At 54.1% G+C, this 13,660-nt stretch carries 13 protein-coding genes; 6 read left to right on the forward strand and 7 right to left on the reverse strand.

Annotated features, from left to right (window positions below):
* Window positions 1-259 precede the first annotated feature (259 nt).
* Together mltA and tcdA are read left to right on the forward strand one after the other, a co-directional pair.
* A complete protein-coding gene (gene mltA, locus QLG09_RS03895) occupies window positions 260-1,357 on the forward strand; it encodes a murein transglycosylase A (protein ID WP_025203349.1) in 1,098 nt (365 codons plus the stop codon).
* Between the two features lie 76 nt (window positions 1,358-1,433).
* Window positions 1,434-2,240: a tRNA cyclic N6-threonylcarbamoyladenosine(37) synthase TcdA gene (gene tcdA / locus QLG09_RS03900; RefSeq protein WP_006811804.1), complete on the forward strand. Its 807-nt coding sequence runs from the start codon at window positions 1,434-1,436 to the stop codon at window positions 2,238-2,240.
* Here tcdA and csdE read toward each other — a convergent pair.
* Both csdE and csdA read right to left on the reverse strand, forming a co-directional pair.
* Window positions 2,231-2,677, reverse strand: coding sequence for a cysteine desulfurase sulfur acceptor subunit CsdE (gene csdE / locus QLG09_RS03905; protein WP_014171435.1), 447 nt, complete (start codon window positions 2,675-2,677; stop codon window positions 2,231-2,233). The two genes, tcdA and csdE, sit on opposite strands and share 10 nt — an antisense overlap.
* Window positions 2,677-3,882: a cysteine desulfurase CsdA gene (gene csdA, locus QLG09_RS03910; protein WP_049022419.1), complete on the reverse strand. Its 1,206-nt coding sequence runs from the start codon at window positions 3,880-3,882 to the stop codon at window positions 2,677-2,679. The genes csdE and csdA overlap by 1 nt, the downstream gene beginning before the upstream one ends.
* A gap of 202 nt (window positions 3,883-4,084) precedes the next feature.
* On the opposite strand from csdA, the gene QLG09_RS03915 reads away from it, so the two are divergent.
* The 4 genes from QLG09_RS03915 to rlmM all read left to right on the forward strand — a co-directional run bounded on the left by QLG09_RS03915 (window position 4,085) and on the right by rlmM (window position 7,107).
* Window positions 4,085-4,312 (forward strand): YgdI/YgdR family lipoprotein, encoded by a 228-nt coding sequence (locus QLG09_RS03915; protein WP_003862759.1) that lies wholly within the window; start codon window positions 4,085-4,087, stop codon window positions 4,310-4,312.
* Window positions 4,313-4,661: 349 nt separating this feature from the next.
* Complete coding sequence (gene gcvA / locus QLG09_RS03920; RefSeq protein WP_014171433.1) at window positions 4,662-5,579, forward strand: glycine cleavage system transcriptional regulator GcvA; 918 nt, start codon at window positions 4,662-4,664, stop codon at window positions 5,577-5,579.
* Between the two features lie 39 nt (window positions 5,580-5,618).
* Window positions 5,619-6,014, forward strand: a complete 396-nt coding sequence (locus QLG09_RS03925) for a DUF423 domain-containing protein (RefSeq protein ID WP_008499646.1) — start codon at window positions 5,619-5,621, stop codon at window positions 6,012-6,014.
* Window positions 6,007-7,107, forward strand: a complete 1,101-nt coding sequence (rlmM, locus tag QLG09_RS03930; protein WP_282488743.1) for a 23S rRNA (cytidine(2498)-2'-O)-methyltransferase RlmM — start codon at window positions 6,007-6,009, stop codon at window positions 7,105-7,107. The genes QLG09_RS03925 and rlmM overlap by 8 nt, the downstream gene beginning before the upstream one ends.
* 57 nt (window positions 7,108-7,164) lie before the next feature.
* Here the strand turns inward: rlmM and xni are convergent, their stop codons facing one another.
* The 5 genes from xni to queF all read right to left on the reverse strand — a co-directional run bounded on the left by xni (window position 7,165) and on the right by queF (window position 13,598).
* Window positions 7,165-7,920, reverse strand: coding sequence for a flap endonuclease Xni (gene xni / locus QLG09_RS03935; RefSeq protein ID WP_014171431.1), 756 nt, complete (start codon window positions 7,918-7,920; stop codon window positions 7,165-7,167).
* A 112-nt stretch (window positions 7,921-8,032) separates the two neighbouring features.
* On the reverse strand, window positions 8,033-9,400 hold the full coding sequence (locus QLG09_RS03940; protein WP_032680378.1) for an L-serine ammonia-lyase: 1,368 nt from the start codon (window positions 9,398-9,400) through the stop codon (window positions 8,033-8,035).
* A gap of 65 nt (window positions 9,401-9,465) precedes the next feature.
* Window positions 9,466-10,761, reverse strand: a complete 1,296-nt coding sequence (locus QLG09_RS03945) for an HAAAP family serine/threonine permease (RefSeq protein ID WP_020883794.1) — start codon at window positions 10,759-10,761, stop codon at window positions 9,466-9,468.
* Between the two features lie 513 nt (window positions 10,762-11,274).
* Window positions 11,275-12,639 carry a nucleotide 5'-monophosphate nucleosidase PpnN gene (ppnN, locus tag QLG09_RS03950; RefSeq protein ID WP_032680379.1) on the reverse strand — a complete coding sequence of 455 codons (1,365 nt, stop codon included), beginning with the start codon at window positions 12,637-12,639 and terminating at the stop codon, window positions 11,275-11,277.
* A gap of 116 nt (window positions 12,640-12,755) precedes the next feature.
* Complete coding sequence (gene queF, locus QLG09_RS03955) at window positions 12,756-13,598, reverse strand: NADPH-dependent 7-cyano-7-deazaguanine reductase QueF (protein ID WP_014171427.1); 843 nt, start codon at window positions 13,596-13,598, stop codon at window positions 12,756-12,758.
* Between the last annotated feature and the right edge of the window lie 62 nt (window positions 13,599-13,660).

Consider the following 13,660-nt stretch of genomic DNA (forward strand, 5'->3'; position numbering starts at 1 on the left):
CGACCTTCGGGTTATGAGCCCGACGAGCTACCAGGCTGCTCCACCCCGCGTCCGTGGAAGCGCACTATACTCGGTTAGGTTTGTGATGCAACCCCTTTTTCACATAAATCATTAACTTTGTATGTAAATTGAACGGCGTTGCGATATTTGGACTATTTTTTGCTCAGAATTTGCCAAAGGGCATGTGATTCCGTTTCTTTAGAACAGTGGGTTTGTTATCTTCATCACGCGGTAATGGGCAACTTTAAGACGAGATATAATGAAAGGACGTTGGGCGAAGTATCTAATGACAGGGGCAATGGTAGCCATTCTTGCGGCCTGCTCTTCTAAACCGACCGATCGCGGTCAACAGTATAAAGACGGGAAGCTATCCCAGCCTTTCTCTTTAGTTAATCAACCTGATGCCGTTGGCGCACCGATCAACGCCGGAGACTTTTCCGAGCAGGTTTACCAGATCCGCAACGCGTCGCCACGTCTGTATGGCTCACAGAGCAGCGTTTATAACGCGGTACAGGACTGGCTACGCGCGGGCGGTGATACGCGCAATATGCGCCAGTTTGGTATCGACGCCTGGCAGATGGAAGGGGCGGATAACTATGGCAACGTCCAGTTTACCGGCTACTACACCCCGGTTATCCAGGCGCGACACACGCGTCAGGGCGAGTTCCAGTATCCCATTTACCGAATGCCGCCTAAACGCGGTCGTCTGCCGTCCCGCGCTGAGATCTACTCCGGTGCGCTGAGCGAAAACTACGTTCTGGCCTACAGCAACTCGCTGATGGACAACTTCATCATGGATGTTCAGGGCAGCGGCTATATCGACTTTGGCGATGGCTCCCCCCTGAACTTCTTTAGTTATTCCGGTAAAAACGGTCATGCCTATCGCAGCATTGGTAAAGTGCTGATCGACAGAGGCGAAGTGAAAAAAGAAGACATGTCGATGCAGGCGATCCGCGAGTGGGGTGAAAAACACAGCGAAGCCGAAGTGCGTGAGCTGCTGGAACAGAACCCGTCGTTTGTCTTCTTTAAACCGCAAAACTTTGCGCCAGTGAAAGGGGCGAGTGCCGTTCCACTGATTGGCCGCGCCTCGGTAGCTTCGGATCGTTCTATTATTCCTGCGGGCACCACGCTGCTGGCGGAAGTGCCTCTGCTGGATAACAACGGCAAATTTAACGGTCAGTACGAGCTACGTCTGATGGTCGCGCTGGATGTCGGCGGTGCGATTAAAGGTCAGCACTTCGATATTTATCAGGGCATTGGCCCGGATGCGGGGCACCGTGCAGGCTGGTATAACCACTATGGGCGCGTATGGGTGCTCAAGGCAGCCCCTGGCAGCGGTAACGTATTCAGCGGCTGATTGTGGTATTCTGAGTCGTACTGAATTAACAGAGAAGGGTGAGGAATAACCTCACCCTTTTGACATCTGAGGTTTTATGTCTGTAGTAATCAGCGATGCCTGGCGTCAGCGTTTTGGCGGCACGGCACGTCTATATGGTGAAAAAGCCCTGCAGCTGTTTGCGGATGCGCATGTCTGCGTCGTGGGGATTGGCGGTGTTGGCTCCTGGGCGGCGGAAGCGCTGGCGAGAACCGGCATTGGCGCGATCACGCTGATTGATATGGATGACGTTTGCGTCACCAACACCAACCGTCAAATCCATGCCCTGCGCGATAACGTCGGGCTGGCGAAATCTGAGGTAATGGCGGAGCGTATTCGCCTGATTAACCCGGAATGCCGCGTGACGGTGATCGATGACTTTGTGACGGCAGATAACGTCGCCGAATACATGAGTAAAGGCTACAGCTATGTCATCGACGCGATCGACAGCGTGCGTCCAAAAGCGGCGTTGATTGCCTACTGTCGGCGTTACAAGGTTCCTCTGGTTACCACCGGGGGGGCTGGCGGGCAAATCGATCCCACGCAGATTCAGGTGGCCGATTTGGCAAAGACGATTCAGGACCCGCTGGCGGCCAAGCTGCGCGAGCGCTTAAAAAGCGATTTTAACGTCGTGAAAAACAGCAAAGGCAAGCTGGGCGTTGACTGTGTCTTTTCGACTGAAGCCCTGGTCTACCCGCAGGCTGACGGTTCGGTGTGTGCGATGAAAAGCACGGCGGAAGGGCCAAAAAGGATGGATTGCGCCTCAGGCTTTGGTGCGGCCACCATGGTGACCGCCTCTTTCGGCTTTGTAGCCGTCTCTCACGCCCTGAAGAAAATGATGGCGAAGGCGGAACGTCAGGCCTGAGCCTGACGCGCGGCATCCTGTACCGCCTCACTGAGTGCGACCAGGCCCTGACCGCGCGAGGCGCTGAGCTGCGCCCGTAGCCCCAGTTCATCGAACAATGCCAGCGGCGAGTGCGTCAGCAGCTCCGCCGCGCTTTTCCCTTCCACGGCGGTTAACAGTACCGCCAGCAGCCCGCGAACGATACGCCCTTCGCTGTCGCCAAAGAAATGCAGTTTTTCACCGGATACCGTGCATCCCAGCCAGACGCGGTTCTCGCAGCCGGAAATCTCTTTCGCCTGCGCTTTGCGTTCGTCTGACAGCGCCGGCAACTGCTTGCCGAGCAGGATCAGCTGGCGATATTTATCTTCCCATTGCAACAGCGGGGCGAAAGTCTGTTTTAAGGTCTCTTCTGTGATAACCGTGCCAAACGGATGCTCGGCTAACGCTGAACTCGTCATTAATCCACCAGTATTTCAAGGGCGCGGTCAACGGCATCAACCAGCGCATCCACATCGCTTTGCGTATTATACGGCGCAAACGACGCACGCAGTGTACCGCTCACACCCAGCGCGGCCAGTAATGGCTGCGCGCAGTGCTGGCCGGCACGCAGGGCAATGCCATACCCGGCAAGCAGCGTAACCATATCGCTATGATGAACGCCGGCATAATCAAAGGCCAGCAGGCTTGAGTCCTGCACGCGGAACGATCGAAAACCCGGACGTTTCTGCAGCGCTTCTTCTGCAAGCGTCGCCAGACCCCGGCTCCAGCGTTCTGCCTGAGCGATATCCGTTTCAGCCAGCCATTCAAGCGCGGCACTCAGGCCGATGACGCCTGCGACGTTCGGCGTTCCGGCTTCCAGACGGTAAGGGACATCCTGAGTTTTAAAGCCCTCAAAGGTCACCTCGGTGATCATTTTACCTCCCCCAAGCCACGGCGTCATTTGCGCCAGCAGGGCCGGTTTTCCGTACAGCACTCCGATCCCGGTTGGGCCGTACAGCTTATGTCCTGAGAAGGCATAGAAATCAATATCCAGCTTTTGTACATCAGCGGGGAAATGCACCACGCCCTGGGCACCGTCGACCATCACCACCATGTCGTTAGCGTGGGCCACGTCGATGGCCAGAGCCAGATCCGGGCAACCCCCTGTGACGTTCGACATTTGTCCGAGTGCCAGAATGCGGCTGCGGGGGGTAATGAGCTCAGATAAGCGCGCTACGTCTGGCAGAAGATCTGCACCCAGCGGCAGTTTCACAATGCGCGCGCCCGTTTGCTCAGCCACCATCAGCCACGGAACCAGGTTGGCGTGGTGTTCTGCCTCGCTGACAATAATTTCATCGCCGGGCTTAAGCCGCGGGCGCGCATAGCACTGGGCCACCATGTTAATGGCTTCAGTAGTGCCTCGCGTCCAGACGATGTTTTTCCCGCTTTCGGCGTTGATCAGGCGTGCGACCTGATCGCGTGCGGCTTCATAGCGCGCGGTTAATCGCTGTGCTTCGGCAAACTGGCTACGGTGCACGTTCCCGGCGCTCAGGCTGTAGAACTGCTGCGTCGCCTCAATGACTGCCTGAGGCTTAAGGGCGGTGGCAGCGCTATCAAGGTAAATACCGGCATCGGCCAGCGCCGGGAACTGTGCGCGAAACTGCGCGGGACTGAAAGCGTTCATGGAATTCCTCATCTCAATAGTGAGATCGTCGCGCAATTTCATCGGCAGGGCAAGAAGGTTGATATCTATCAGATTTGTCTGCTAATCCTTACTTATCCTGGCGACTCTGAAAAAGCAGGTTATGCTAAATAAGGTTAGGTGAATGTTTAAGCCTGTTATAAATCGATGTTTGAATAGCATTAATTGCTAAAGGAGAATAAGCATGAAAAAGACAGCCGCCATTATCTCTGCCTGTGCGTTGACCTTTGCCCTGAGCGCCTGTTCCGGTAACAACTACGTAATGCATACTAACGATGGCCGTTCTATCGTCTCTGAAGGGAAACCGACAACCGATAACGACACCGGTATGATTTCGTATAAAGATGCGAACGGGAACAAGCAGCAGATTAATCGCACTGACGTGAAGGAAATGAAAGAAATCGAGCATTAATCGATCGCAGGCGAAAAAAAAGCACCGCAAATTGGCGGTGCTACATTAATCACTATGGACAGACAGGGTAAATGTACAGGAAGTGAAAAATTGGTAGCGTTGCTACCGTGGTCTGAATCGCAGACCAATTGCAAACACAACAACACAACATCACAACCGTAAGCCAAAAGCCCTTCAGAACACGCATTCCGAAAAAAGCTCTTCGTTCCGGCTCAGGAAGTGCCGCCACTATAGGTATTTGCTGGTAGTTCCTCAACGGACAAATTATAATGGCTCAGATAAAAAAAACTAATAGGTTAAACATTGTTTCCTGTTTGTTAAATCTCGTTAACATCTAAGCCAGATAACCATGTCGAAGCGATTGCCACCCCTAAATGCATTACGTGTTTTTGATGCAGCAGCACGTCACCTGAGTTTCACGCGCGCAGCCGATGAGCTTTTTGTGACACAGGCCGCAGTAAGTCACCAAATCAAGTCTCTGGAGGATTTCCTGGGCCTTAAGCTGTTCCGTCGGCGCAACCGTTCATTACTGTTGACCGAAGAGGGGCAGAGCTATTTTCAGGATATTAAAGAGATTTTTTCCCAGCTCACGGAAGCCACGCGCAAGCTGCAGGCCCGCAGTGCAAAAGGCGCGCTGACGGTAAGTTTATTACCCAGTTTTGCCATTCAGTGGCTGGTGCCAAGACTCACAAGCTTTAACTCAGCTTATCCGGGAATCGACGTTCGAATCCAGGCGGTGGACCGTCAGGAAGACAAGCTGGCCGATGATGTGGACGTCGCCATTTTTTATGGCCGCGGTAACTGGCCAGGCTTGCGTGTCGAAAAATTATACGCAGAATATCTGCTGCCGGTCTGTTCACCGCTGCTCTTAACGGGCGAAAAGGCGCTGAAGACCCCCGCTGACCTGGCGCGACATACGCTTTTACATGATGCTTCTCGCCGTGACTGGCAAACTTATACCCGTCAATTAGGTCTTAATCATATAAACGTGCAGCAGGGCCCCATTTTTAGCCACAGCGCAATGGTGTTACAGGCTGCCATTCACGGGCAAGGCGTGGCGTTGGCGAATAACGTCATGGCGCAGTCCGAAATTGAGGCAGGCCGTCTGGTTTGTCCATTTAATGATGTGCTGGTCAGCAAGAACGCGTTTTATCTGGTTTGTCATGACAGTCAGGCAGAACTGGGTAAAATAGCCGCTTTCCGACAGTGGATTCTGGCGAAAGCGGCGAGTGAGCAAGAAAAATTCCGCTTCAGGTATGAACAGTAACTTTTGTGTGCCGGGCACGCATCACTTTAGGATTTAAACATGACCAGCCGATTCATGCTGATTTTTGCCGCGGTGAGTGGCTTTATTTTTGTTGCACTGGGCGCCTTTGGCGCACATGTATTAAGCAAGTCGTTGGGGGCGGTAGAAATGGGCTGGATCCAGACCGGCCTTGAATACCAGGCATTCCACACGCTGGCGATTTTTGGGCTGGCGGTGGCAATGCAGCGCCGCATCAGCATCTGGTTTTACTGGAGCAGCGTATTCCTGGCGTTAGGCACCGTGTTGTTCAGCGGTAGTCTGTACTGCCTGGCGCTTTCGCATTTACGCCTGTGGGCGTTTGTTACACCTGTCGGCGGCGTCAGCTTCCTGGCAGGTTGGGTATTAATGTTTATCGGAGCCATCCGTCTGAAACGCAAGGGCGTTGTTCATGAATAAGGTTGTTTTATATTGTCGCCCGGGGTTTGAGAAAGAGTGCGCCGCGGAAATTACTGATAAAGCGGCGAAGCGCGAAGTCTTTGGCTTTGCACGCGTTAAAGATAATGCCGGCTACGTCGTATTCGAGTGCTATCAGCCTGAGGATGCGGATAAACTGGCGCGTGAGCTGCCGTTCAGCTCACTGATCTTCGCTCGCCAGATGTTTGTCGCCGGTGAACTGCTAAAAGATCTTCCGCCGGAAGACCGCATCACGCCGGTTGTGGGTATGCTGCAGGGCGTCGTGGAAAAGGGTGGCGAGCTGCGTGTTGAAGTCGCGGATACCAACGAAAGCAAAGAGCTGATGAAGTTCTGTCGTAAGTTTACCGTACCGCTGCGCGCTGCACTGCGTGACGCAGGCGTGCTGACAAACTACGAAACGCCAAAACGTCCGGTGGTGCATATATTCTTTATCGCCACTGGCTGCTGCTACACGGGTTACTCCTACACCAATAACAACTCTCCCTTCTTCATGGGCATTCCGCGTCTGAAATTCCCTTCAGATGCGCCAAGCCGTTCTACCCTGAAGCTGGAAGAGGCGTTCCACGTGTTTATCCCGGCGGATGAGTGGGATGAGCGTCTGGCGAACGGCATGTACGCGGTCGATCTCGGCGCGTGTCCGGGCGGCTGGACCTATCAACTGGTGAAACGCAACATGTGGGTCTCTTCGGTTGATAACGGCCCGATGGCCCAAAGCCTGATGGATACCGGACAGGTCACCTGGCTGCGTGAAGATGGTTTTCGCTATCGTCCCACCCGCAACAACATCTCCTGGATGGTGTGCGATATGGTTGAGAAGCCGGCAAAAGTGGCCGCGCTGATGGCCTCCTGGCTGGTGAACGGCTGGTGCCGTGAGACTATCTTTAACCTCAAGCTGCCGATGAAAAAGCGCTATGAGGAAGTCTCGCAAAACCTGGCCTATATCCAGGCGCAAATGGATGAGCACGGCATTAACGTGGAGATTCAGGCGCGCCAGCTGTATCACGACCGCGAAGAAGTGACGGTGCACATTCGTCGCTGGTGGGCTGCTGTCGGCGGACGTCGCGACGAGCGATAATACGCGTTACATTGCCCGGTGGCGTTTTGCTTGCCGGGCGATTCATCTGAAAACGATTTAACGTTCTAAGCGCAACTGCTGCAAGTTCCCGTCCAGCTGTAAATCCGTCTGTAACGTCGCCACATCCCGGCAGATAAAGGCCATCTCTTTATGCGCCTCCAGCTTCTTGCGCCATTTTTCCGGGACCTCGTCCAGCCTGGCGTAAATCCCTTCCAGACTCTGAAAATCCGTCAGCAGTTGGGCGGCACTCTTCGGCCCGATGCCTGCCACTCCCGGAACCTTCGAGCTGCTTATTCCGGCCAGTCCCCAGTAGTCAGGAAGTTGTTCCGGCGAGACGCCAAACTCACTGGCGATAAAGGGGGCATCAAGCCAGCGCTTCTGGAAGTAATCGCGGATGCGGACGGTGGGTGAAAGCAGCTGGCAGTAGCCTTTATCGGTTGAGACGATGGTGGCCTGATGTCCGGCGCTCGCGACCTTGACGGCTAACGTGGCGGCCAGATCATCGGCTTCATTGCCATGGGCTCCCCAGCAGGGAACGCCGCGCTGTTCAAAGGCGGCGCGAATGGCCGGCATTTCGGCATGCAGATCGTCAGGCATTGGTGCGCGCCCGGCCTTATAGTCGGGAAGGCGCTGGTGTCGCCAGCCGCTGTTACGCGCTTCGTCATCAAAAACGGCAACCACATGGGTCGGTTCGCTATGGCGGATAAGTTGCTCCAGCGCGTGCAGACACGTGTCCTTACAGGGCGTACCTTGCACCGCATGGATCCGGCGAATGAGGTTGAGCGCATCGACGATAAGCAAATGAACAGCCACAGATAATCTCCCTTCTGTTTAATGGGGGAAGGGTAACATTGTCAGCGGTGGGAAACTATGTGCGGTGGGGAAAACAGGAAGAAGCCTCGCAAAACGAGGCTTCCTGAAAGGCTTAATCGCAGGTCACGATCTTCATCGCCAGGCCGCCGCGAGATGTTTCGCGGTATTTGGCGTTCATATCTTTACCTGTTTCGTACATGGTTTCGATAACTTTATCGAGGCAAACGCGCGGTTCACTGGTACGACGCAGTGCCATACGTGCGGCGTTGACCGCCTTCACGGAGGCGATGGCGTTACGCTCGATGCAAGGCACCTGTACCTGTCCGGCAACCGGGTCGCAGGTCAGTCCCAGGTTATGTTCCATGCCGATTTCAGCCGCAATACAGACCTGTGTCGGGCTTGCGCCCAGCAGTTCTGCCAGACCCGCCGCAGCCATGGAGCAGGCGACGCCAACTTCACCCTGACAGCCTACTTCTGCACCGGAAATGGAGGCGTTCATCTTGTACAGTGAACCAATCGCACTGGCGACCAGCAGGTAGCGTGCCAGCGAGTTCGCGTTCACTTCGCGGATAAACTTGTCGTAGTACGCCAGTACCGCCGGAACGATACCGCAGGCGCCGTTAGTCGGTGCTGTCACCACGCGGCCACCCGCAGCGTTCTCTTCGTTTACCGCCAGCGCGAACATATTGATCCAGTCAACGACCGCCATAGGGTCCGTGGTCGTTTTGTCGGTGCTCACGAGCATCCGACGCAGCGCTGCCGCACGGCGTGGTACGCGAAGCTTACCGGGCAGAACACCTTCGGTAGTGATCCCGCGTTCGATACCGCCGCGCATGACTTCCCAGACGTTGGTGAAGTGCTGCTCCAGTTCCGCTTTGCTGTGCAGGGCCAGCTCGTTTTTCATCATCAGGCCGGAAAGGGAGAGACCCGTTTCCTGGCAGTGACGCTGAAGATCCGCCGCGGTTTTGTACGGATAAGGCACGTCAACGGAGGATGTGCTGGTTTCACCAAAGTGGTCTTCGTCGACGATAAACCCGCCGCCGATAGAGTAGTAAGTCTGGCTGTATACCGCTTTGTCGCCTGCCAGTGCGGTAATACGCATTCCGTTTTCGTGCAGTGACAGGTTGTCTGCATGGAAATTCATGCAATGATCAACCGGGAATTCCACTTCATGTTCGCCATTTGCCAGCAGCAGGCGACCGTGGGTATTGACGTCCTGGATGAAACCAGGGATCGCATCAATATCAACGGTATCCGGCAGGTTTCCTGCCAGGCCCATGATAATGGCGATATCGGTATGGTGGCCCTTACCTGTCAGGGAGAGAGAGCCGTACACATCGACAACCACGCGGGTTACGTCGTGCAAAATGCCGCGCGCAATCAAGTCATCCGTGAACTGCTTACCGGCTTTCATTGGTCCGACGGTGTGAGAGCTGGAAGGACCAATACCGATTTTGAAAATATCGAATACGCTAATCATGATGCGTCCATTGCTTTCAGTCAGAGGGGGAGGAGTGCGCCGTCCTGAGACGGCGCGGGTGATAATCAGAACATGGTGTACAGGGAGTAGAAGATTGCGGAGATAGCGATAAGCCCCATGATAACCACGAAGATATTGCTAATCTGACCGCTGTACTTGCGCATGGCAGGTACTTTCTGAATCGCGTACATCGGCATCAGGAACAGAATCATCGCGATAACCGGGCCGCCCAGGGTTTCAATCATGCCCAGGATGCTTGGGTTCAGCGTGGCAACTGCCCAGGTGGTGACCAGCATGAACAGCGCGGTCATCTTGTTCAGTTTGTTGACTTCAATGCTCTTGCCTTTACCGCGCAGAGATTTAATCACCATACCGTTGAAGCCTTCACGTGCGCCCAGGTAGTGGCCGAGGAAGGATTTGGTAATGGCGATGATCGCGATGATAGGGGCCATCCACGCGATGACCGGTGCGTTAAAGTGGTTCGCCAGGTAAGACAGAATGGTGATGTTCTGCTCTTTCGCTGCCGCCAGATCCGCCGGGGAGAGGCTCAGTACACAGCTGAAGACGAAGAACATAACGGTCAGCACCATCATGATGTGCGCACGCGCCAGGATGCTGGAGCACTTCTTCTCTGCACCGTCGCCGTACTCTTCACGCTTCGCCACGGCGAAGGAGGAGATGATCGGTGAGTGGTTAAAGGAGAATACCATCACCGGGATAGCCAGCCACAGGGTCATCAGCAGGCCGTTACCGGTTGCAGATGCGCTGCTCAGGGAGAGCGTTTCCAGCGCGGCACCGTGCCACTGTGGAATCAGATACAGCGCCAGTACCATCAGTGCAGCCACAAACGGGAACACCAGGATGCTCATCGCTTTCACGATCATCTGCTCACCGAAACGGACAATGGTCATCATGCCCACAATCAGGATCAGAGACAGAATGGCACGCGGTGGTGGCGTCATGTGCAGCTGGTGCAGCATGAAGCTTTCAACGGTGTTGGTGATTGCAACGCTGTAAACCAGCAAAATGGGGTAAATCGCGAAGAAGTAGAGCAGGGTAATCAGTTTACCTGCGCCCACGCCGAAATGTTCTTCAACGACTTCAGTAATGTCTTCGCCAGGATTTTTACCGGACAGCACGAAGCGGGTCAGGCCGCGGTGCGCAAAGTAGGTCATCGGGAAGGCAATGATAGCCATGATGATCAGCGGAATCAGACCGCCGACGCCTGCGTTAATAGGAAGGAACAATACACCAGCGCCGATAGCTGTGCCGTAAAGGCCAAGCATCCACATGGTATCTGATTTGCGCCAGCCACTTCGGGATTCAATCGAAGCAACGGTGCTGGTTTGAGTGGTTTCCATCTGTATCTCCTGGAGGAAGCAAATTGTCAGGTTTGTAGTCAAATCCGATGAAAAAGTGCCTGACGGTAATATGAAATTCGTTCAGTGACGGTTTTTTAATAATTTTCGCCCGTAACTATTGGCGGGCGGAAAGATACATTCTCGTTATGAATCTATCAGTGATCCCGATCCCAATTGCAATAATCCACTTTTGATGTGGGCATCTTTAGACCATTTATCTATTAAAAAAACATCGAATAGGATTTACGGGTGCGAAGGCTACCATCAACAACATGTGAGCTAAAAGAGCACCCGCGAAGATAGGTGTCTTACGCTGTAAAGAAATGGGTTTTTAGGATTTTCTGGCAGGTAATTTAGTTTAAGGCTGATAATTTACGGTTGTAAAAACGAGGTAATCGTTTGCGTAGTGTCAGAGTTTGTAAAAGGTATAAGCAATATCTATGAGTTGTTTCGGTAATAAAAAAGCCGGGCCCACAGCATCGTGGCCCGGCTTTTATCAGGAGAGTGAAAATGTTACGTGCAGATTTCGTAGCAAGGAATGTACGCCGACCCGGGTAGCTTCATGCGGTGCTGGGCAACAAAGCCCTGCAACATGTCATCCATGCGGCGCATCATTTCGCGATCGCCATGGATCTTATACGGACCATACTTCTCGATGGCACGGATACCCATCTCTTTCACGTTACCCGCCACGATGCCGGAGAAGGCGCGTCGCAGGTCGGCAGCAAGGACTTCTACCGGCTGGTCCGGGTACAGTTTCAGGTTGGCCATGTTTTCGTGCGAGGGTTCGAACGGGATCTGCAGGTCCGGCGCGATGCGGATTGACCAGTTAAAGCTGTAGGCATCTCCGGTATCGCGACGGTTCTCTTTTACCAGCGGCATCGCTTTTTTCATCTGACGCGCAACTTCTGCCGCATCGTCAATGATGATGCGATAGTGACGACGCGCGGTTTCCCCCAGCGTATGAACGATAAACTCGTCCAGTACGCGGAAGTAGTCAGCGCTCTCTTTCGGCCCGGTCAGGATCAACGGCAGAACCTGATCTTTGTTAGCCGGGTTCATCAGAATACCCAGCAGGTAGAGCAGCTCTTCTGCGGTTCCCACGCCGCCCGGGAAGATGATTATCCCGTGGGCGATACGGACAAACGCCTCAAGGCGCTTCTCGATATCCGGCATAATAATCAGTTCGTTAACCAGCGGGTTAGGTGGCTCAGCGGCGATGATCGACGGCTCGGTCATGCCGATAAAGCGCCCTTCTTTGTAACGCTGCTGAGCGTGTCCCACTGCCGCGCCTTTCATTGGCGCTTCCATCGCCCCGGGACCACAGCCGGTACAGATATTCAGCTCACGCAGGCCGAGCTGGTTTCCCACCCGACGGGCATAGAGATATTCGGTTTCGTTAATCGAGTGACCACCCCAGCAGACGACCATATTAGGGGCTTCGCCCACGTGCAGGGCGCGGGCGTTACGTAAAATGGAGAACACCAGATTGGTGATATGTACCGAGCTTTCCAGGTCGAGATGCTGGAAGCGGCCTGCGTTGTGGATCTGCCCGTTAACAAACAGGATGTCACGCAGCACGGCAAACAGGTTGGCCTGAAGGGAGCGAATGATGCGCCCGTCCACAAAGGCCTCTTCCGGCGGGTTGATCACTTCAAGTTTCACGCCACGCTCGCGGCGCAGCACGTTGATATCAAAGTTTTCGAAGCGGGACAGCAGCTCTTTACTGTTGTCGGTCAGGCTTCCGGAGTTCAGTACGGCAAGTGAACAGTTACGAAACAATTGATAAAGATCGCTGCTGGCCGTGCGTTTAAGCATGTCCACTTCCAGCTGCGACAACATATCCATTGAGCCAAGAGGGCTAATATGTGTAATCAAGTGAGCTCCTTACGGGACGATTATCGTCTTTCCCTGTTGATTACAATAGCCCTGGCTTACGACGTTTCACAACCTAAAGCGCGGAATAGACCGCGCATATTGCGAAAATATTTAGGTTACTGGCGTACAAGACGGCCGGTGGCAGGCACAAAGTCCGTGTTGGTGCGCCATGGATTGATATCCAGACCACCACGGCGGGTGTAGCGCGCATAAACGCTTAACGTTTCGGGATGACAGAAACGCTGAATATCATTAAAGATGCGCTCCACGCACTGCTCGTGGAATTCGTTGTGATGGCGGAACGACACCAGGTAGCGCAGCAGTTTTTCCCGGTCAATCTTCGGACCGCGATACTGGATCTGCACGGAGCCCCAGTCCGGCTGATGGGTGATCAGGCAGTTGGATTTCAGTAAATGACTTACCAGCGTCTCTTCAACGGTCTTTCCGCTTGCCGCATTTTCGAGGTAATCGGTACTGAATTCGTAATTATCCACTGCGATATCCTGATCGTCGATGCAGGTACCGTTGAAGTGGGCAACCGGCTGCCCTTCCAGCTCATTCAGACGATAGAGTGACACGCTCACCTTGCCCTGTGCGCAGGCGCTTAAATCCCGCTCCAGGGTATGCTGAACCTCTTCCTGACTGTCGAATTTGGTCTGGTTAAAGCTGTTGAGATAGAGCTTAAAGCTTTTGGATTCCACCAGGTTCTGGCTGGCATAATCCAGTTCAACATGGCCCACTGCGACCTGCGGCAGACCGCGGGCGTTGAGCCAGGAAAGCTCGTAGAGCGTCCAGATATCACCGCCAACAAACGGCAGCGCGTCAGCGCGCAGGCCCAGAGGATCGCGATTCAGACTGCGCGGTACGCCCTGCAGCAGGCCTGCATCGTAGGTGTCGCGGTAATCGGTCGATTTACCCAGCGTTAAGCCCGTTAACGCCTGATGATTTTCGTAAGACATGTTTCATAGCCACTTTACAGGTACACTTATGGGCTGAGTTTATCCTGTCTTACAAGAAGAGA

It is taken from the genome of Enterobacter sp. V89_11, assembly GCF_029967775.1.
Classification (GTDB): Bacteria; Pseudomonadota; Gammaproteobacteria; order Enterobacterales; family Enterobacteriaceae; genus Enterobacter; species Enterobacter ludwigii.

Excerpts from the sequence above, each read along its gene's own strand:
- QLG09_RS03945 (WP_020883794.1), bottom strand. The coding sequence starts at position 10,761 with ATGGAAACCACTCAAACCAGCACCGTTGCTTCGATTGAATCCCGAAGT.
- csdE (WP_014171435.1), bottom strand. The coding sequence starts at position 2,677 with ATGACGAGTTCAGCGTTAGCCGAGCATCCGTTTGGCACGGTTATCACA.
- csdA (WP_049022419.1), bottom strand. The coding sequence starts at position 3,882 with ATGAACGCTTTCAGTCCCGCGCAGTTTCGCGCACAGTTCCCGGCGCTG.
- mltA (WP_025203349.1), top strand. The coding sequence starts at position 260 with ATGAAAGGACGTTGGGCGAAGTATCTAATGACAGGGGCAATGGTAGCC.
- QLG09_RS03915 (WP_003862759.1), top strand. The coding sequence starts at position 4,085 with ATGAAAAAGACAGCCGCCATTATCTCTGCCTGTGCGTTGACCTTTGCC.
- QLG09_RS03940 (WP_032680378.1), bottom strand. The coding sequence starts at position 9,400 with ATGATTAGCGTATTCGATATTTTCAAAATCGGTATTGGTCCTTCCAGC.
- rlmM (WP_282488743.1), top strand. The coding sequence starts at position 6,007 with ATGAATAAGGTTGTTTTATATTGTCGCCCGGGGTTTGAGAAAGAGTGC.
- tcdA (WP_006811804.1), top strand. The coding sequence starts at position 1,434 with ATGTCTGTAGTAATCAGCGATGCCTGGCGTCAGCGTTTTGGCGGCACG.
- QLG09_RS03925 (WP_008499646.1), top strand. The coding sequence starts at position 5,619 with ATGACCAGCCGATTCATGCTGATTTTTGCCGCGGTGAGTGGCTTTATT.
- gcvA (WP_014171433.1), top strand. The coding sequence starts at position 4,662 with ATGTCGAAGCGATTGCCACCCCTAAATGCATTACGTGTTTTTGATGCA.
- queF (WP_014171427.1), bottom strand. The coding sequence starts at position 13,598 with ATGTCTTACGAAAATCATCAGGCGTTAACGGGCTTAACGCTGGGTAAA.